The organism is Leptospira broomii serovar Hurstbridge str. 5399, assembly GCF_000243715.2.
GTDB classification, from domain to species: Bacteria; Spirochaetota; Leptospiria; order Leptospirales; family Leptospiraceae; genus Leptospira_B; species Leptospira_B broomii.
This window is the reverse complement of the sequence record NZ_AHMO02000007.1, coordinates 91,355-110,150: the sequence shown is the minus strand read 5'-3', so window position 1 is coordinate 110,150 and position 18,796 is coordinate 91,355. Positions and strand designations below refer to the sequence as shown.

Sequence of the window (18,796 nt, the reverse complement as noted above, 5' to 3'; positions counted from 1 at the left end):
CATATCCTATTAGACCGCTCTCGGTTCCTTCCGTAAGAAGGAAGCCAGCAGAAAAAGTAAGACTAAAAGCAAATATCCTTTCACAAACGGGCCGAAATTCGGCTCAAATGGAGTTAAAATTGCGTTTCCACGCAGCGAATAAGCATGAATAAATCCCGTCGCGGAAAGAAAAACTCCCGCTAAGCTCGCCAGAATCGCCTTCTTAAAATCTCGATCGATCACAAACGTCGCAATCGCCGCCCATACCATGGAAGATAGAAGAAATCCTTGAGAAAGACTTAAGAGCCCCTCTAACGGATACGGAAAGATGGGTTGATTTGCGGGGACCAATGATAGCCAAATATTCGGAGTCTGGGAAGCCGCAGCAGTTCCCTCGATCGCCTTCGTTAAAATCGGATCCGCGTAATTAAAAGTACTCTGGATTAAGAGAACGCCCCAACCCGCAATCGCAGGTAGTAAACCGATCACTACGGCGGGCGCATGCCGAGTCGGAGTCGCTTCGAAAGCTTGGGAGCCGATTACGATTCCGATCCATAAGACGATTGCCATTCCTGCCTCGATAGGGATAAGCTTAGAAAGGAATCCCATAAGCCCCAAGAAAGCCGCGACGGTCATAAAAACTCCGTTCAGCGTAGAGTAGCCGGCCCTCGCTCCTAGCGCTTTCCAACCGGGATGACCGATATAAATCGTAGTAGGGAAGGGCGAACCGAAGAATGAACCTGCAACGGTTCCGATTCCGTTCGCTAGAAGAGAATTTCGAGTATTGAATTTATCTCCGGCCGCCTCGGCGGATTCTATATTTTGAAGAGATCCGATTACGTTGAAAATTCCCATCGGGAGAATGATCGAAAGATACTCTCTGATATCCGCTTCCTTAAATACGGAAAAAATTTCACCTGCGCTCCAGATCGGAAGATACAATCCGATGCCGACCGAGGATTTTAACGCTTCCGGATCCATAATCGGTTTTCCCGAAAAATAGGGAGAATACCAAGCCAAGATAGTTCCGACTACGACCGAAATCAGGCCGCCCGGAATTTTAAAAGGAAAAACCACGCGTCCAAAATATTGTAATAAAATAATTCCGAAAGGAACGAAAGCGACTAGAGGATTCTGAAAGGTTCGAATTAAAAAATCCATCGAGATGAATGTGAGAGCGATTCCTGCAAGAGCGGAAAGAAGCGCAGCACGGGGCGTGGCTTTCCGAATCCTTTCCGCAACAAAGGCTCCTAACATTTCGATCAATCCTGAGAGAAAGCTCGCTAGTAGGCCCATCGCCCAGGCAGCCTTATAACTTCCCGTTTTTAAATAAACGGGAAACATTACGAAAAATACGAAAGCGAAAAGTGATACGGTGTTAATCCCGTATGGTAGCGCAGTGACATCGGTTCTACCTTCCGCTTTTGCAAGTTGCCTCGCTTGAAAGGCGTAGAATAAGTTTCCCAATAACAAAGAAACTGCCGCGCCGGGAATAATAACTCGAAAAACGAATTCTTGAGGCATTCCGCATGGCCCGACGCAGAGGGCGACTAACACTAAGATCTGAATTAAATTGTCGATCATTAGGCCGAAGAAACCGTCGAGATCTCCCGGTACGAACCATCTGTAATTACTCATTTTTTGTTTTTACTCCCGAAATCCACTTCAATGACGTTGTCTTTGCGCTTCTTTCCTTTGGCCTTCGATTCTGTAACGAATTCTCCGGACGAGGGCAAAGAATCGGTTTCGGCGAATTCAGGACCAGTTCCCGCGGAAGATTGCAGCTTGCCTAAGAAAATTCTCATTTGCGAAACGGTTTGCTGAGATTTATCGAAGTACCGAAACACTGCGTCCCAAGGAATGAAAACTTGCTCCCAAGTGTACCCGAATTGAAGTTCTGCGTAAGCCCAATCCTGTTCTATACGAATGTCCCTCGCGGCTCGCGGACCTATGACTAATATAATTCCGGATTCAGATTCATCTCCGATTAAGCCTCTCTTTCCGATTTTTAAATCGGGATGAGGCATAGCATGCAGATAGAAAGTACCGAACCTTTCCCAATAGAGGGAGAAGAGTTGTTTTTTAAAATCGCGAAGTACGGTGATATCTTCGGGGTTATGATCCATTCTTTTCTAAGGCCCTGGCCTCTTCTTCAGTAATGTAATCCTTATGAACTTTGTATTCCGGAACTAGCTCTTTAAACCGAGTAAAGATATCTTTTTCCTGGTTGGAACGTGCGGCGTTCAAAAGGGCCTGAAACCTGGCCTGGAAGCTGCTAACATCGCTATCTTCTAAAGGGGCGGCAATCCTGATTTTTGGATGGTGAGTTTTTTTGATGCCCTCTAAATCCAATAACAATTCTTCGAAAAGTTTTTCTCCGGGTCTTAGGCCGGTAAATTCGATAGGGATGTCGACATACGGTCGTAAGCCGGATAAACGAATCATTTCCTCGGCCAGGCTGAGAATTCGTACCGGTTCTCCCATCTCCAATAAGAATATTTCACCGCGTTCACCCATGGAACCCGCTTGAAGAACTAATTGGGTAGCTTCCGGGATCGTCATAAAATATCGAATGACTTCCGGATGAGTTACCGTCACGGGTCCGCCGCCCTGGATTTGCTCCCGAAATCTTGGAATTACGGAACCGTTGGATCCTAACACGTTTCCGAATCTAACCGTAATGAATTTGGTCCGAGTCTCCCGAGATACATGTTGGATGTATAATTCCGCTACACGTTTGGAAGCGCCCATTATATTAACGGGGTTAACGGCTTTATCGGTCGAGATAAGTACGAAACGTTCTACTCCGGACAAACGGGCAATGTCCGCGACATTTTTAGTGCCTAATATATTATTTAAAACAGCTTCCGAGGGGTTTGTTTCCATCATCGGTACATGCTTATACGCCGCGGAATGAAATACGACTTCCGGTGAATGCGCTTCGAAAACGGAACTCACGCGCGAAAGATTTTTAATATCTGCGACGACCGGAAAAAACTCGATTCCGGAATGCGGAAAAATTTTGCGCAATTCATAATCTATTTCGTATAGAGGGGTCTCTGCAGAATCTAGTAGAACTAGTTTAGAGGGCTGAAAGATCGCGACCTGTCTACAAATCTCGCTTCCGATAGATCCGCCTGCGCCGGTAACTAAAATCGATTTTCCTCTGATATAAGAACGAATGGATTCGATTTCCAGATCGACCACCGGCCTCCCAAGAAGGTCCTCGACTCGGATTTCCCGCAACTGTTGAATTTTGGGAGAATCGAAGAAAAGCGAACCGATGGAAGGAAGGATTTTAAAGCCCACTTCAGTGGATTCGAAAGTCTTTAGCAATCGACCGATCAGCTTCCCGTCCGGATTTTTAATAGCGATAATTACTTGTTTAATCCCTAGTTTGCGAATGGTTTCTTCTGCTTTCGAGATATTCCCTAAAATCGGGACTCCTTGAATCAATGCGCCGATTTTACTTTCGTCATCGTCCAAAAACCCGACTGGATTTAATTTCAATTCGCTGTGTCTGCGGAATTCGGATAACAGGGACGCCCCCATTTTTCCGGCTCCTAGGATGAGAGTTGGAGCCCCGTGCTCCCTGGTTTTTCTAATGATATACTGATCCCGAAAGATACGCCAGGAAAGGCTTCTGAGACATAGGAAACTTAGCAAGAGAATGGTGTCCAGAACAGGGACCATCCGCGACATTTGGTCGAAGCGATTATAGAAGAGTAACACGGTTGTCGCAATAAAGGACGAGAGAACCGTGATTTTAATGATTTCCAGAAGGTCGTGAATCGAAGCGTAAGCCCAGATGGAACGATAAATATTCGAAAATAAGAATACGACCGATCGGCATGCGACTACGATCGCGAGAGGGATTAGAAATGTGTCCGGTTTTTGCAGGAAGGACAAGGATTCGAATCGAATTAAATGTGCTAAAAAGTAGGACAGGACCATAAAGCAAAGGTCCAGAGGGAATATCAAGGTCCGGCGATTCCAATGTTCCATTAAGGAAAAAATTATCGCTAAATGGTAAAAGTCCAACCTTTTTGGGTTTTTTCGGTTGCGGAAAACCCGGATCTTATCGATTCTCCAGAGTGCCACCTGTGAAAGAATTAATTGTCAATCTCCAAGGCAAACTCGATTCGGTACTTGGGACCGCCTTTCGGGAAAAGATAGAGCAAGTCCTATCGTCGGAAATTCATCGAATTTTATTGGACGCGGGTGGGTTGACCGCCTGGGACCATGAAGGGTTAGTCCTTCTCAAGAATTCGGCGACAAATCACCCTCAGTCCAAATTCTCGGTCTGTTCTTTGCCCGCCACATTGGTCGAAGATTGGAAGAAACTCGGACTAGACGTAATCATTCCGTTTTTCTCAACCCGCGAGGAAGCGAAAGCTTTCTTAGTGCAGGATAGGAAGAAAGATATAGAGGAAGGCATGGTTGCCTGTCCGATCTGTTTCCAGTTTTTGCGAGTGAAAGGACAAGGGAATTATCGATGTCCCGCCTGCTCTCATATTTTTTATTTAACTTCCGACTATCGAACAGCGACCTTCGAAAAACTCTTCTAAAATCTTTCTAAAGAATTCGAAAAAATCGAATTGGTAAAGAAATTTCTCAAAGTATATTGCTTGCCATACCGTCCCTTTAGGGACTTTTTTTCCTATGAACAAGAATTCTTCCCCAATTGTAAGCGGGTTAGTAAATCGCATTCTTGACAGTGGACTTGGAATTTTTCGCCTCCTATATTCCGGGATTCGAGCAAAGCTTGCCTTTTTTACGGGTAGCTTGATCGCTTTAACCATCCTAATTCTTTCCTTCATTTATGTGCGTCAGCAGACCGAGATTCTCACCGAAAGTTATGAACGGGAGGCCGCCATTTCTAGAAGATATATATCGTCTCTCGTTTTGGAATTGGACAATATTTCCCAAAGTTTAATTAGGATCGAGGAATTTAGGGATCGAGTTAGTAAGCAAACCGAAGCTCTTAAGAAATACAGAACCACGAAAACGTTAGTCCAGGAAAAAAAAGTTTCCCTATTCGGAATCAAAACAAGCCTTTTCGGAGCATTAGGAAAAAGCAAAGTACGTAAAACTCTCGACACCTATTATTCGGAATATCTTTCCAAGGCAGATATTGAAATTCTAGAGAAAAATATTAAGGCGCAGCTGCAACAAGAAGGCAGTGAGCGTGTGGGGGAAAAGGATTTTTCCGAACTACAATCGTTGGCAAGAAAATTCGTGTTTGCCGATAGGGACGCATCCTTACTTCGCAAGAGATTGTACGAGATTAAAGAAAATCAGGAAAAAACGGATCCGACTGAACTGTCCGCGTTGGAAGAGGAAGTAAAGAGCAAATTTTTGATCGCTCGAAAACATCGTTCTAAAATGGATTCGGCGATCGTTCAGCTTCTGGCCGATTCCAGGCGCAAGAAAATCAAAGATTTAGGGTTGGATACGGGACGTTTCAGAATCCAGACCTTTGCTTTGACAGGAATCGTCCCCGGAGAAATATCCGAGCCTACCTTAGATACGCAAATTTTCGATCCGGATTCCCCGTTAAACGAAATCCCGTTTGATAATACATTGGAGGACGGTCTCAAAACCGCCCTATCGACCCTTGTCGAGAAAGTCGGGATTACCGGAGAAATCCCTCCAAATTCCTTTCAACAATCGAATCTTGAGTTGCAAGCTTTGTATTCTCCGCATTTTCGAAATCCGGCTTCGACCGAAAGAGCCAAACTGATCGAATCCGTTCGGAGGCATCCTGGTACTTGGAACGCTTACCTTGGCGAAGAAAGGGCCATCTTATCAGAACTAAGTAAGATTCCCCCTCTTTTAGAAGCAAGGCTTAAGGTTTTGAGAGAAAAGAAACCTCCGATTCCTCCTTTTAAGGATAAAGAATTTAAGAATTATTATGCGAACTATTCCTCTTTAGTTCGGAAACGAGACTTGCTATTTGCAACCTATCGAAGAAACAATCCGCCTAAGGAAGAAGACGTGGAAAAAGTGGAGGCTTTGGGGTCCGCTAGAAACTCCGCGCTTGAAGATCAGGTTCTTCTTCGCTTTCGACCCGACGGTTCCGATTATGAAAAATCGATTCAATCGGACGAGGGGGGTCAGTTATTCAAGAATAGATGGAGTGCCTTACGAGATTGGATTTATTCCGGAGAAAGCGAGACCCCGACCGCAAAGTTGAAAAATTTATTTCCGGACGGTATCATCGGAAATAGCCGAACGGAAGCGGAGCAAATCCTTTGGAAATTAGACACGACTCCCTTATTGGCGGAAGATGTGGACGATGTTCCTACCGTCATACTCGCATCCAATTTTTCCGGTTTGATTCGTACTATCGTGGATAGAACAGAGGGATTGAAATCCATTCGAAGTAATCGAGATAGGGCGGTACTTTCCGCCTTGGGAATTTGCGGGTTCTCCATCTTTTTAGCGATTTTCATATCGGGCATTGTCGTTCAGAAAATCAAACGTTTGATTCGTAACGCAGAAGAAGTTGGAAAAGGAGATCTAAACGTAGAGTTCGAGCCCGGCGGGAATGACGAATTCGGAAATTTATCTATCGCTCTTAATCACATGGTAAGCGGCTTGCGGGAAAGGGAAAAGATCAAAGGAATTCTGGGTAGCATGATCGATCCGGTTGTTATCGGCGAAGCGATGAAGGATCTAGCTGCGCTAAAGCGCGGAACCGAAAAAAGGGTCACTGCTTTCTTTTCCGATGTCGCCGGGTTTTCGGCGATTAGCGAAAAGTTAAGCTCAGTAGAACTTGCCGAATTATTAAACGAATATCTTTCCGCAATGACTCTTATCTTAAAGGAGCACGAAGGAGTTCTGGATAAATACATCGGAGACGCGATCGTAGGTATTTTTAACGCGCCGGTGGACGTAGAACAACATTGTATAAAAGCAGCTAAGGCTTCTTTGAAGATGCTCGCAAAGTTAGAGGATCTCCGGAAGACTTGGAACAAAGAACATCGTTATATTCCCGAAGCCCGTGACATGAATATACGCATCGGCTTGAATACCGGTTTGGCGAAAGTCGGATTTATGGGGACGGATGCGTTAGCTTCTTATACTATGATGGGTGATACGGTAAATTTGGCGGCTCGTTTAGAGGCTGCCGGAAAAGATTACGGAGTATCGATTCTTGTTTCGGATTCCGTGTATGAAGAAATTAAAAATCAAATCGTAACTCGAAAATTAGATTTGGTTAGAGTTAAAGGTAAGAACGATCCAGTTGTGTTATATGAGGCGGTTGCCGAAATTGGCGATAAAATTCCTTCCTCTCTAAAGGAATCGGTCGGTCTATATGAAGAAGGTTTAAGTCTGTATCTCGACAGAAAATGGGATCAAGCGATTCGTAAATTTCAAGAATCGCAGACAGCTAAAGGTCATTCCGATAAAGCAGTCCTTTTACTCACTGATCGATGCAAGGAATACAAACTGAATCCTCCTGCTTCAAACTGGGATGGAGTATATACTAGAGACCATAAATAGAGTATTCGACGCCTGGATTTTGAAGAAGCTCCCACAGAATTTGTACCTTCAAAAAAGACTTTTCAGATTCCGAAGGACGTGATACTAACGACATTGCGAAACCGCCTCACCGGCCCCCACCCAGTAGGGGTGGGGAATCATATCCTAAAGTCGAAACCCGGTAACCCGTTCCGATTTTTTGCTCAGGGATAAGCCTAATAGTCCGTCATCTGCGAGTAAGACGGCTCTCCGCTTTGCACGAGTTAGAGCGGTGTAAAGAATTTCCGTTCGGAAGAGTTCATTAGTCAAATTCTTGCTCTCGGGTTTTTCGGGATCCGGAGGATAAAGAATAAATATATTATCATATTCCGAACCTTGGGACTTATGCACCGTAATTGCAAACGCAGGTTCGTGCGAGGGTAGGGTGTCCAAAGCAAAGTCTCGAATCATTCCGTCCAAAAGAAATATCGCGCGAAGCTCGGGGTCTCCTGAAATTGTTTTAGCTTCTAAAATGACCCCGGTGTCGCCGTTGAACATTCCTCTTGAACGATCGTTTTTTGTGATCATGATCGGAAGCCCCGGGAAATATGTACGGTTCCCGATCGTTAGGGTCTTTTTATACCCTTTCTTTATTAGTATCCGATTGATGTCCCGATTGATTCCCTCGCTTCCAAAATCCCCTTGTCTAAGAATAGTGAGTATTCGGGAATGATTCAAATCCTTCGAAAGATATTCAATTAGTTTAATGCTTTCATTATTCGGATCCGGAAGTTTTGCCAATCTAGGTTGAATCCAATTCTCTATATATTTTTCCAAAAAGCGGTTCCGGTTCTTCGGAAAATCCGATAGAATCCGATAAAATCCCGCTTCATTTTCGGATGATGTCGAATCTACTATTTCGTCTAGGGAAATATTAGTTCGCGCTGCAAACATGGATTTTAAGAGAGAATCTACATTCGAGTTTTCGCCGATACACTCTTGAGCAGCGGCGAAAATCGGAGACGCATTTCCTTCCTGCCGATGGCTTCTATTTAGGCGAAAGAAATTCGAAGATGAGGAAATCGAGGCAACTATGTCCGATAATATTGCCCCCGCTTCCACGCTCGGTAATTGATCAGCATCTCCTAGAATAATGAATCTGAATTTCTCCCGTTTCCGATTCGGTAAGGATCTCAGCAAATTGGACATCAAATCTAGATCGACCATTGAAACTTCATCGATTACGATGACGTCGTAAGGTAGTCGAAAATCTTTTCCGAATTTATAAGAATTATTCTTAGGGTTATAACCTAAAAGCCGATGGATCGTTGCCGTCGGCAAATTTAAAAGTTTTTGATCTAATCCGTTTTCGGCCCGGTTTAGGTTTAAAGTATTTTCTAAAGATTCTTTTAATCTCTGTGCCGCTCGGCCTGTCGGCGCGGCTAATCCGATTTTTTCGGTTTCATAACCTAAACGAACCAGCGCTCGCAAAAGACTCGTAATCACCGTCGTTTTTCCCGTTCCGGGACCACCGGTCAGTACAAAGAAAGAAGATTTAAGTGCCGCCTCTAACGCTTCCTTTTGTTCCCCCTCGCCGCAAAGAGTTACTTTAATCCCGTTTTTTTGAAATTCCAGAGGATCATTTTCGGTGATGTCTTTAATAATATTCTGAACTCGATCTCTCTGGTCTTTAGGGACTTCGCGAGCTAGTAGGTCGCGGAAGGAGTCTTCAACTTCAGTTAAAGTTTCAAAAGTTTTTCTGTAATATAAAATCCCGTTGCGAGATCTAAAAAACGGGGACTCGAAATTCTTCCGGATTTGATTTTCGGATACGCCTAAACTGCCGGTTCTCAACGCTTGCAATAAACGCAGATTCAATTCGTACAAGTCTTCTTTCTTGACTTCCGGTAACACGCGAGACATTTCAGCGGAAAGGAACATTACGTAATCTAGATCGACGATCGGAGATTCCTCTATCATTCTTTTCCCCACGAATCATTGTGTTTCGTTTCGAGTACTTCTAGAAGCAGACTTTTCGATTTCTCGATAAAAGAAGTATCAATGTGTTGGAAGAATGTCCCGTTTCCATTTTGTAAGGGGTCCATCCCTCGTAGAAAAATAAAATACATACCTCCTAGCAGACAGGGATCGTATTTCGGTCCGTATTTATTGCGAAGCCAATCGTCTAGGACAAGGGAATAAAGAGCCAACTGAATCGAATAGGATTCGTTGACCTTAATTTCTATATTTTTCTCGGAATAAGATGGCTGATTTCCGGGCTGGCCTAGCTTATTAGATTTCCAATCGGCAATCCAATATTTTCCCCCGGAAAAGAAGATAAAATCCACGGTTCCGTTTAATAATTGGCTTTCGTTCTCGATTTTACGATTGGGAATCCTCAGAAAGAAATCGACTTCGTGTTTTCTTTCCTCTGAGCTCAATTCGGCTAAGCAATTCAAACTTTGAGTATAGGGGAGTTGGCTTCTCAGAGTATTCCAAAGAAAGGTAGCTGCCCTTTCCGTATAAAATTCGAGCAGATCTTCGTCCTTACCGTATCCATGTATCCGAAGAGAGTTTTCTATTTCTTTCCACGCGGGGAAATCCTTCAATTCTATCGGATTGTTTGCACGTAAAAAATATGAAAAATCAATCGTTTCTAATAACGCATGAAGGAGATTTCCCATTTGATTTGAAGATGGTAAGTCGTCCTGAGCGGACTGTAAGAATTCGAGTTCGTCGCCTTTCGCATTTTCAGTCTCTATCCGATATCCATTTTCTCTCTGAATGCTCGTATAGCGATCTAACGAAGAATAACTCTCGAGAATGATCGTTCGTTTCTCGCAGCCGTTTGGCCAATGAAACACATCCCTAACAGCTCGGTGTTCCGCGAGATCCGATTCGGTATCTTCGGGCAAATCTGTATTTTCTTGGAATCTTGTGAAGAATTTAACTTCATAACCCGTTTTCGTTTCATTCTGATAAATCTTGGCGACACTCGACGTCGGATCAAAATTCGGCATCGCTGCTTCGAACGATCTACGGAATAACTCCAAGGGTCTTTCCGGAGCGGGCGAAGATAACAGGGGAAAATAGAACTTATACATAGCTCTTGTGACCGCCACGTAATATAATCTTTTGTCTTCGTTTATTAAATACTCTTTAAATTTCTCTAGTTCTTTCTTTTCCAGATCGATTATTTTTACGCTCTGCAATTCGTGATCCGCAATCGCGGTCGTTTCCCGATATTCGAAGTATTTTCTTTGAGCAGGGGACCATCCCGTAAATCCTCCTAAAAGGAATACGAAAGGAAATTCTAAACCTTTGCTGGAATGAATTGTTAGAATTTTGATCCGATCTTCCTCGGTTTCTCTTTCCAGATAATCGTCTTCCTCTCGGGTGGACGAATTAGTAATGCAAGAATCGAGATGCTCGATCAGTTCGCGCAGAGAAAGATCACTTAAGGACGCTTGTTCCGATAAAAGAAAGAAGATTTGTCGAAAATTCGTAATCCTGCGTTCCCAATCTCGAGTTTTCTCGGTATCTCGAGGTTTAGCTAGTAAACTTTCGGTCAATAAGGAACGGAAAAGATTTGCGTATTCTTTTTTTCTGGCATATCGACGCCAAGATTCTAACAGTCGCTTTTCTTTGGATTCGACGGAATATTCATCGAATCGGTGCAAATCTGTCGGTCGGACTTCGAATAAATCCGAGAGTAAGAGTTTATAAAATGAATCGGGACTTCCTTCTTCGTTTATACAAGAAAGAATTTGTCTGCAACGATAAGCTTCGTTTGAGGAAAACAGTCCTCTCTTTTTGCTATAAGTATATGGAATTCCTTCCGCTCTTAGATAATTTTCCAATTCCTTTGAATCGTCTTGGTTTCGGATCAAAATCGCTATATCTCCGTAACGCACTTTTCCTGCGAACGGAGGCCGCCCGGGTCGTTCTTTTTGGATTAAGATTCTAGATTCGCGGGATACCAAATGCAGAATTTCCGAAACTATAAATCTAGCATAAGGATCTCTTAATGCTTCTTTGCTGGAAGCGGAGGGCAACTGAAATGCGTTAAGAGCGCCGCGCTCGCTCCTATCCGAATATAGGACGGCTTTTCTACCGGACGCAGCAGAGTTTACTTTCGCGTACGGAATCGGATCAAAGCCCGGCTCTCTTAACGGAAACCAATCTCCTTTTGGGGCGGAAAAAAGGTCGTTATACGCCGCAATCAATTCCGGTAATGAACGTCGATTCGTATCTAATTCCGGGTAAACGACGGATCGGTCCGCGAATTTTCCGTTTAAATCCAAATTTTTTTTTGCTGATAAATACGTACCGATATCCGCTCCGCGAAATCCGTAAATTCCCTGTTTGGAATCTCCGATCAGAAATAAACGAGTCTCTGAATCGGCAATGCCACTCTTTTCGAGAAAAAGATTTCGGAAAATGCTGTACTGTTCGGAATCCGTATCTTGAAACTCGTCTACGATCGCATAGTGGAATCTTGTCTTTAATTCGGTTGATAATACTTGATTAACGGACAAAGATCGGGACAAATTCCGGATCATATCACCGTACGTAATTTCGCCTTCTTCGGCCTTTTCGGAAGGAGTTTGCTTCACGATAATTTCCGAAATTTGAACAACGAATGAAACGGCTATCGTCTCCAAATCGGAAAGAGCTTTTTTCACTTTTTCTCGTTGTGCGATATAAGTACCGCATGCTGGATCGGATTCTCCTTTCTTTAATTCGTCGTCTGAGAAAAGAACGCTTCCGACTCCGGATTCTTTTCTTTTTAAACGCCTGATCTCCAAGATCGCTTTCGTTACCCTGATCGGATCGAATGGCTCCATCGCGGATAGGGCTTTAGCTAGGATTTTTTTGAAGGCGAGTTCCCGGTCTAAAAATGCTTTTTTGGTGTTTGCATGTACGTATTTCAATAGCAATTCTTGTAACGGCAGGATGGCCGAATACTCGCGAGATAATGTCTGAATACATAGACAGATCTCTTTTTTTCCGGGTAAAAGATTTGGACGAGGCATCAGCCTAACATTCGAGGGGGAAATCTCCTTTTTTCCGGCAAGTTCCGATATAAAATCTTCCCAAGTATTTCCAGTGAATCCGTTATCAAAAAAATTACGTAATTCTAATAGAGTTAAAGCTAGGCTTTCTTTCGGTATCTCGCCGACGAATTCAGAATGCATCCTGGAATATAGAATCCTATTCAAAGGCTCGGATTCCGGAACAAGCTTGGCATTTACGGGATATCCGGTTTCTAAGGAATATTCCCTGAGAATCTTACTACAAAATCCGTGGATAGTGGAAATATAGGCTTGATCGAGTCGGCCTGCTTGCGCCAAAAAAAACTGACGTTCCGGCTCTAAAATCGGATTAGTTCGAACCGCTTCCTCCAAGTTCCGAATTCTTTCCTTAATTCCGGCCCGAATTCTGGATCTTAATTCCGAAGCGGCCTTATCGGTATACGTTAGAACTAAAATCGATTCGATTCCGAGCGGAGGAGAAGTTTCGGCATCGGAGTCCCAGGCAAGAAAAGATTCTCTTAACAATTTCAATACTAAGTATACGATTGTGTGGGTTTTCCCCGTTCCGGCGGAAGCGCCGATAAAACCGTTTCTTTTGGAATCGATTCCATCCGCGAAAGAGGGAGGAAAATCGATTGAAATCGGCCTCATGATAGACTCCGCAAAACAGGTTCGTATAATTTCTCGGATAAATCCAAAGCATTTACCGGAATATGATCTTTAGGAGACGGTAAAAGTCTGAGCGTAGGATTTAAATATTCGGATAAGTCGTATTCTAGAGATTCCCGAATCCAAAGCGAGTATTCTTGAGAAAGTCTTTCTCGATCCTCTTTTTTTGCACTTTGCGAGATTTCTTTTCGAAGCGGAAAATCTTCCCAAAATTGCGGAGAAATTAATGCAGTACAAGGACGGAGGTATTCTTCTACAAGATCTTTTAGGAAATTTTTGCTTTCCAATCTTTCCGATTGTAATTGATATTCGTCGGGCGCCCCTTCTTTAGAGACGTATCCGAATAACACCTGCACTGTCTTTTGTTTTTTCGATTCCGTCGGTATGAGATCCAGGAGTGATTGTATTATTAGCGGCTCGATTCCGTTTTTCAGGTTTTTTTTCGAATTTGGATAGATTAAGATTATGTTTGCATTCTCGTCGGAAACGAACACCGATTCCTTCAGTCCGCTAAAGTACACTCGAATTCCTTCGGAAATATCTAAGAATGGGCTCGGCAGAGAAAGGATAGATCCTTGTTTAGCGGTCTCGCCGAAAGAAAGCGCGTCGTAAAAATAACTTTGATTTATCAGTGGTCCGATTTTTTCCCAGGACCGTTCGAACTTTTCCGCATTGAGAATCTCTTCTACGTCACGGTAGGTTCCTCGCGGAAGTAAGCCGCGTTTGCCGAAATTCTGAATCGTTTTCTCGTATCCTTGTAAAAATATGGGGAGGGAATCGGTGGGTATCTTTTTCCCGGAAAAATTTTTTCCGAAAAGTTTCCAAGTTTCCGAAATTAAGGAAAAACTTTCCGAAATTCGAAACGGCTCTCTCTGGGATGCAGATTCTTCTTCTTCGAAGTCTTGGACGTACAGCCCGAAATTTTTCCTAAGAAAATAAAAGAGAGGTGATCTCCAAAATTGTATGAGCTCACTCAAATCGATCGTAAGTTCCTTTTCGATCTGTAATGACATTGCGGAATGCGAGGCCGTTCCGAAATTCAATATTTTTTTAGCGTATTCTCTTTTTCCTTCTTCTTGTCCGTAAGCCGTGATGGCGGACGCGTCGTACGTTTTAAAGAAAGTGGACCGAAAATCCTTTTCGCGGGGAATAGTCCTGGCTTCGAAATATTGTCTACTATGTTTGTTTAACGGCAGGGGAATCCTGACACTTTCTTCCGGATGTAGAATGAATTCTTTTAACGCTTGCTCGATTTGTAATAAGGAAGGGGAGGGCGCTAACTCCTCGTCCTTACCCGTATCCTGGGAAACGAAGGAGAAATTCAGGCTTTCTTTCGCGGATAAAATCGTTTCATATAACAAGGATTCATTCGTCTGTCTAGTCGTAATATCGCCTATACGAGGAGACAGATGTCTGAGGTTGAAGGCGGAGCGATCGTCGATTCCCGGAAACGCCCCCTCCCCGAGTCCTAGTATAAATATATGCCGAAACGGAATCGGGCGCATCGGTTGCAAAGCTGAGACGGTAATTCCGCCGGTAAGATATTTCCCCTTTCTGACCGGAATTCCGTCGCAGGACTCGCGAACAAAAGTTTCAAAAAATCGAATTCTATCCTTAGCATCGCCGGCATCCCACGAAATCCCTTTTAAGGATTCCAGTCGGGAAAACAATTCCAACGCTATCGCTGCTTCTTCCGGTTCTTCTTCGGCGGGAACGAGCATTGCCTGCGCGAATCTTAAGAACGAATCCAGTAATTCGTCGGATGAAAGACTTGGATCCGATAAACGATCGGAAAAGGAGTTCAGAAGGGATTCAACTTTTTTCCAAATACCGATCCAATTCTCTACGGAAATTTTATTTTGGGAAGGATAAGGCGAGACACCGGTATCCGCCTCTGCAGATTCGGGTAGGACTTCAGACATTGCCAATCGAATAAATCCGTTCCGAAAGGAAAATGACTGTGGATCACCTTCCAAGGAGTCGTCTACGTAAAGGTTTAGGTTTTTTGCATATATACCCCATTCTTGAACCGCTTCCGGGTCGATACCCCATTTTGCCTGGAAACAAGAATTTCGAAATAGGTCGAAGAATTCCTTTCTTGATTTTTTTCCAGTGAGTAACGGGAAAATACATAGCAATCCGCGCAAAAAGGAACTTGTCCCTCCGGCACGCACGTCTCGTATCGTATAAGGAAGAGTCTTTGGAGAAAATTCCTCCTTTCCATTCCGGTTCATTTGCTTCGCAAGGATTCCCCCTTCGAAGATGCTTTCAATTGCCGGCCGATAATCGGGAAGGTCTACGCAGAAAATACCGATATCCGTTAAGCGAAGTGTCGGATCATCATCTAGCTTGGAAAGAATTGCGTGAAAAACCGACTCCACTTCTCTTAATTTTCCCGAAGCCTCAGCTATTATTAGGCTTGCGTCGGCACGGAATCGCCTGTCCGACAGAGCTTGTTTTCCGCTTAAAAGATAAGTCTGTAGCGCTTCAAGCAGGGAATCTTGTTTTTTTTCGCGGTCTTGAATCTTATGAATTTGAGCCCCTGAAGCTAGCCAACTTTGATGGAGTGTGCGGAACGGAGTTGCCCAGCTACGACAAGTGGTTAGCCGCGATGCGTCAGTCGCGACCGCGTCTTGCGGTAGACCGAATTGGAATACTTCTACGGAAAGCTCAGGTAAAAGTGCGTTAAACAACGCTATATAGGTAGAAGATAATTGTGAGAGTCCGAATAAATATATTTTTCCGTGCTTTGCTTTTTTAGTATTCGGCGTTTTTTCCGAAGAGCGAGTTCGCATAGCAAATTGAATAAGTGTTTCGGCGTTAGCGCTTGCTGCAGTCGCTGCATATAACTCTTTTTGTAAAAAGAAAACCGGCGATTTCGTAGCATTCCATTCTTCGATGTCCTCGGCTCCTATGCGAAGCATTTCGTATCGATTGCCTATCCAATTTCGAATCCAATCCTGTCTTTGCAGTTCGTAATCTTTGAAATATTTAGCGAGTCTTCCGGATAATTCGAATAGTCGAACAGGATCTATCTTTTTTCTTCCTGATGGTAGAAGATACGCGCTTAGAATCGGGTAATCCGAGAGAAAGCCGGGTGTTTTTTGAATGTATTCGTAAATTAGAAAACGCCTAGCTTCCGGTAGAAGAAAGGGACGCGAATTAGGTTTTAGATCCGGAGAATATTTTTTTAATAAAAATTCTTCGATTGCCTTTTCTAAAAAGAGAAAACGGATATTGAAAACGATTCCGGCTCGCTTTACAAATTCCAAGTATAGCCACGTCTCCATACTTTGATTTGGAATTACTATAATCGGACTGTACAATCCGTCTTCTTCTCGTATTTCGGCGGAAACGGAAGAGAGCAGATTTTCCGCTAAGAGAGTTAAGTCGTCGGAAGAAAAAACTTTGATAGGCATCTTCAGATTCCAATTCTATCGACGGGAGTTTGCGAGAAAAGAGATTATTTCATTCACTACGGTCCGGCAACGAGCACCTAGGTAGACTTTCTAAATGTGACGATGCTAATCGGTTTTTCTTCATCGTGTGCGACCCGTAATTTGGCGCCTAATTGTTCGGCTAACAATTCGATGAATTCCACGCCTTGCCCCAAAACGATCGCAATCCCGGTAATTTTCAATTCCACTAAATCCGTTTCTAATTCGTCGATTTCTATATTGATAAGTCGTTCTGATACGGACGATTCGATTTGAGAATTCATTCCGGTAGTGATAATTTCTCCAGCAATCATCGCCATAAAAATTGCGTCTTTGATCGTAAGAAAGGTTTCATTTTTCGGGATATTTATTTTCGGGAATCGAATCGCTTCGGCCGCGATTCGATTCAGGTAGTCGGCGAATACGATGCTCATTGGGACTTTACCAGGATCCGATGGATCACTATCGATATCATGAACGCTGGATAAAGCCAAAACTCTGCGTTCCAGAATATTTAATGTCGGCGCGGCCCATTCATTGGAAGCTTTCAACAGCGAAATCAGTCCTAAGACGACCTGTAAATTATTTCTGACTCTGTGGTTCAATTCTTGGATTAAGGAATTCTTCTGGAGCAGAAGTTTTTCCAAATCAGTGGCGATCATTAATCCGATTACGGAGAGAACGATTAAGGAGCCGATAGAGTCCGTTAATACTCCAAAATTTAATTCTTCTCTTCTTAAATATGCTTGGATAAAAGAAAGTAACAAGCAAAACACGAAAACAAAAACGGTATGTTTTTTCGAGGCAAAGAATAAATGAAACAGCACGACTGTCGGAAACCAGAACGCAATATTATGAGTACCCCAAAAAGTCCCGACGCAAAGAGCCAAGCAAAAACTAATCGAGCAAATATAAACGGCTGCTATATATTTCCCGTATAAAATTAAGATAATGCTAATGAAAGAGGCAATTCCTCCGACGATTAAACCCAGTCTTTGAATGGAATATCCTAAAATAGAATCTGCGATCGGGATAATGACGGATATGAAAAAAAATAATAGGGAGGCAGGTAGAAGAAATTTTTTTCTACAAAACCTCGAGGTAATTCCGATGCCAGATTCATTTTTTTCGTTCAACATGATCTTCAGTTTAAGAATTTTCGTTTAGGACGCAGTTTTAATGAAAGTCTTACACTCGTATACTCTAATTATTCGAAGAGCAAGCCGATTTACAAAAGGAGGAAGATTCTTTTCTATTTTAGATGAAAGTAAAGTATACTAAACGAATTGGGTATCCTTGTTCCCCCTGAAATAGTATTTCTTCAAACAATTTTGAGAAATTAGAATTCGCTATAATCCTGAATTTCTAGCGTGCGAGCGACGAGATTTCCATTTGGTTAGTATACTGAGAGACAACCACAGGCGACCCGATTCTATTTTCTGGAGAATACTCGAAGGAGTTTTGTCTCATTAAATTGATTTAGTATTTTTAACTTACAATTCTTTGAGCTGAGGTAACTCCGTATAAGTCTCCTTCTCTAATAAAAATCGAAAAGAAATAATATATTGACTGAAATGAGAATTTCATTAAATTTTATACTCCGTTCAATAGTTTGTAAGTTCCCTATACTTACTTTGCATCTTTCCGGATTCATTTGGAGTAGATTGTTACGTGAGGTAACAAGGTACTTCCGATAATCGACATTATGTCGCTTGAAATTTCGACACTGTGTGCTTCGGAGGTTCAGTTCTTACTTTGCATTAGATACTCAATATTTCCTCTTATAGAAAAGTGCTAAATAAATCATAATTGTTACGTTAATTGAAACAGTACAAGGATCTTATATTGCAATTCTTTCCCCGCATAAATATCGATTACTCGAGTCCCGATTGATAAAAAAGAATTCTTGCAAGCGTCTATCTGCGATGTCTTTTAGTCCAAGCTGGTTCCTCTAGAGCGGATGAAGGAAAGATTGACAACCGCACAATAATTACCCCTTAAATCATTTGCCTGACAATGATTTCGTTTATTGGATAATATGCTTCAGGAAGAAATTAAGGATACTCTTCTCGATGGTTTGCGGTCGTCATCGGAAATTCATTTTTTAATCCTTCATGCGGTCGATGATTATTGTACTTGCATTGAAAGTAGTCATCTTTCTCCGTTTATCTTTTAGCCCGTCAATGTCGAATTCAGCATATTGTTTCA

General features: G+C 42.9%; 9 protein-coding genes. 2 read left to right on the top strand and 7 right to left on the bottom strand.

The features are described 5' to 3' along the window. Positions 1–9: 9 nt before the first annotated feature. The 3 genes from LEP1GSC050_RS03900 to LEP1GSC050_RS03890 are packed head-to-tail and all read right to left on the bottom strand — an operon-like array spanning position 10 to position 3,984. Positions 10–1,617 carry a permease gene (locus tag LEP1GSC050_RS03900; protein ID WP_010568514.1) on the bottom strand — a complete coding sequence of 536 codons (1,608 nt, stop codon included), beginning with the start codon at positions 1,615–1,617 and terminating at the stop codon, positions 10–12. After that, positions 1,614–2,105, bottom strand: a complete 492-nt coding sequence (locus LEP1GSC050_RS03895) for a ClpXP protease specificity-enhancing factor SspB (protein ID WP_010568515.1) — start codon at positions 2,103–2,105, stop codon at positions 1,614–1,616. The genes LEP1GSC050_RS03900 and LEP1GSC050_RS03895 overlap by 4 nt, the downstream gene beginning before the upstream one ends. Next, a complete protein-coding gene (locus LEP1GSC050_RS03890; RefSeq protein ID WP_040911087.1) occupies positions 2,095–3,984 on the bottom strand; it encodes a polysaccharide biosynthesis protein in 1,890 nt (629 codons plus the stop codon). The genes LEP1GSC050_RS03895 and LEP1GSC050_RS03890 overlap by 11 nt, the downstream gene beginning before the upstream one ends. A 98-nt stretch (positions 3,985–4,082) precedes the next feature. Here LEP1GSC050_RS03890 and LEP1GSC050_RS03885 point away from each other — a divergent pair, with 98 nt between their 5' ends. Both LEP1GSC050_RS03885 and LEP1GSC050_RS03880 read left to right on the top strand, forming a co-directional pair. Beyond that, complete coding sequence (locus tag LEP1GSC050_RS03885; protein ID WP_040911023.1) at positions 4,083–4,547, top strand: STAS domain-containing protein; 465 nt, start codon at positions 4,083–4,085, stop codon at positions 4,545–4,547. Positions 4,548–4,641: 94 nt separating this feature from the next. Next, positions 4,642–7,488, top strand: a complete 2,847-nt coding sequence (locus LEP1GSC050_RS03880; protein ID WP_010568518.1) for an adenylate/guanylate cyclase domain-containing protein — start codon at positions 4,642–4,644, stop codon at positions 7,486–7,488. A 144-nt stretch (positions 7,489–7,632) separates the two neighbouring features. On the opposite strand, the gene recD is transcribed toward LEP1GSC050_RS03880, so the two are convergent. The 4 genes from recD to LEP1GSC050_RS03860 form a co-directional block, all read right to left on the bottom strand. Beyond that, a complete protein-coding gene (gene recD, locus LEP1GSC050_RS03875; RefSeq protein ID WP_010568519.1) occupies positions 7,633–9,426 on the bottom strand; it encodes an exodeoxyribonuclease V subunit alpha in 1,794 nt (597 codons plus the stop codon). After that, a complete protein-coding gene (locus LEP1GSC050_RS03870) occupies positions 9,423–13,133 on the bottom strand; it encodes a UvrD-helicase domain-containing protein (RefSeq protein ID WP_010568520.1) in 3,711 nt (1,236 codons plus the stop codon). The genes recD and LEP1GSC050_RS03870 overlap by 4 nt, the downstream gene beginning before the upstream one ends. Then, positions 13,130–16,570, bottom strand: a complete 3,441-nt coding sequence (locus LEP1GSC050_RS03865; RefSeq protein WP_010568521.1) for an exodeoxyribonuclease V subunit gamma — start codon at positions 16,568–16,570, stop codon at positions 13,130–13,132. The genes LEP1GSC050_RS03870 and LEP1GSC050_RS03865 overlap by 4 nt, the downstream gene beginning before the upstream one ends. 77 nt (positions 16,571–16,647) lie before the next feature. Further along, entirely contained in the window at positions 16,648–17,727 is a 1,080-nt protein-coding gene (locus LEP1GSC050_RS03860; protein ID WP_010568522.1) for a histidine kinase dimerization/phosphoacceptor domain -containing protein, read from the bottom strand. Positions 17,728–18,796: the final 1,069 nt, after the last annotated feature.

Excerpts from the sequence above, each read along its gene's own strand:
- LEP1GSC050_RS03900 (WP_010568514.1), bottom strand. The coding sequence starts at position 1,617 with ATGAGTAATTACAGATGGTTCGTACCGGGAGATCTCGACGGTTTCTTC.
- LEP1GSC050_RS03895 (WP_010568515.1), bottom strand. The coding sequence starts at position 2,105 with ATGGATCATAACCCCGAAGATATCACCGTACTTCGCGATTTTAAAAAA.
- LEP1GSC050_RS03890 (WP_040911087.1), bottom strand. The coding sequence starts at position 3,984 with ATGGAACATTGGAATCGCCGGACCTTGATATTCCCTCTGGACCTTTGC.
- LEP1GSC050_RS03880 (WP_010568518.1), top strand. The coding sequence starts at position 4,642 with ATGAACAAGAATTCTTCCCCAATTGTAAGCGGGTTAGTAAATCGCATT.
- recD (WP_010568519.1), bottom strand. The coding sequence starts at position 9,426 with ATGATAGAGGAATCTCCGATCGTCGATCTAGATTACGTAATGTTCCTT.
- LEP1GSC050_RS03870 (WP_010568520.1), bottom strand. The coding sequence starts at position 13,133 with ATGAGGCCGATTTCAATCGATTTTCCTCCCTCTTTCGCGGATGGAATC.
- LEP1GSC050_RS03865 (WP_010568521.1), bottom strand. The coding sequence starts at position 16,570 with ATGCCTATCAAAGTTTTTTCTTCCGACGACTTAACTCTCTTAGCGGAA.
- LEP1GSC050_RS03860 (WP_010568522.1), bottom strand. The coding sequence starts at position 17,727 with ATGTTGAACGAAAAAAATGAATCTGGCATCGGAATTACCTCGAGGTTT.